This window comes from Pantoea sp. VS1, assembly GCF_002207995.1.
Classification (GTDB): Bacteria; Pseudomonadota; Gammaproteobacteria; order Enterobacterales; family Enterobacteriaceae; genus Pantoea; species Pantoea dispersa.
Window position 1 is genome coordinate 1 of the sequence record NZ_NHZE01000055.1, and the last position, 1,146, is coordinate 1,146.

Sequence of the window (1,146 nt, forward strand, 5' to 3'; positions counted from 1 at the left end):
GGATGAGCGTGGACTTGCCGACGCCGATGGTGCCGTGGATCAGAAAGTTCATGACCTCGGCGTTCTTCACCATGTTCAGGCCGCCAATCTGCAGATCGGACTTCTCGCCGGCCTTTTTCAACAGCCGGTTCACCTCCTTCGGCTTATCGGTGAGCGTCATACCCGAGATAAATTCGTCCTCGCTCTCCTTCCTGCCGATGCGCCCCACGTACCAGTAGACAACGCACAGCAGAACGGCGAAGGCCGCGCCGCAGGCGGCGGCACAGACCCGCAGGCTCTGCAGGGCGATGGCCCCCTGCTGCTGCATCCACGGGTCAGTCAGCAGCTGCGCCAGCGTCAGTTTCGCCGTACACAGCCGGGCGCCGGCGCCACAGTGCCAGGTCACGTCCCAGGTCGCCGCCCCGGACGGATTCATCAGAGGCACAAAACCGCTGAACAGGCTGGCGCACCCGTACCAGAAGCCGTTGCGCAGCGCATCCTCCGGCGTGAACAGCCAGAACGCGGCGCCCGTAACCAGAAGGTAGAAAAGCAGTATCCAGCCGCTGATCCAGCCGTTGACCTGCGTAAACATGCGCAGGCGGTAGGCCGTCATCTGGCCGCCCTGCGTCAGGTATTTAGGGGTGAAACTCATGGGAAACTCCGGAAAGCGCGCAGGCGCAGCCCGCCCGGGGAAACCGGGCAGGCTGTTGCAGGGAGAGAAAGTGGCTGAGGGGCCGTGCGGGCCCCGGAGATTATTTCAGGGTGCGCAGTGCGGGCGTGCGGTTATGTCCCGTGCGGCGTAGCAGCCAGTGACCAGCCATCAGGGGGAGACCGCAGGCAAAGAACAGCAGGTTCCAGCAGGCAAGCGTCAGGGCAGACAGCACGCTGCCGGCCGTCACTACCAGTAAAACCAGCAGCGCAGTGATAACGCCCGGGGGCATCATATCGCCCTGTATCGTGCGGGTAGCGAGATCGAACGCGAACAGATGGCTTTCGGTCATGATGGTTTTGACGATATCAGGCCCGAACTGCCACAGCACGAGGGCACTCCAGGCAAAAAACAGGGTAGTCCAGACAATAAGGGTGCGTGCCGCACCGTTGAATGTGAGCATGGGGTTTTCCTTCAGGAAGTTAAGAACAGGGGTTAAATACAGCCGTTACAACGCT

The 1,146-nt window shown here is 61.6% G+C and carries 1 protein-coding gene and 1 pseudogene; both read right to left on the reverse strand.

Features of this window, described 5'->3' with window-relative positions; all coding sequences use genetic code 11:
* A pseudogene (locus CBW22_RS21480) lies at positions 1–631 on the reverse strand (type IV conjugative transfer system coupling protein TraD); the annotation flags it as partial.
* A gap of 100 nt (positions 632–731) precedes the next feature.
* Complete coding sequence (locus CBW22_RS21485; RefSeq protein WP_088517823.1) at positions 732–1,091, reverse strand: hypothetical protein; 360 nt, start codon at positions 1,089–1,091, stop codon at positions 732–734.
* Positions 1,092–1,146: the final 55 nt, after the last annotated feature.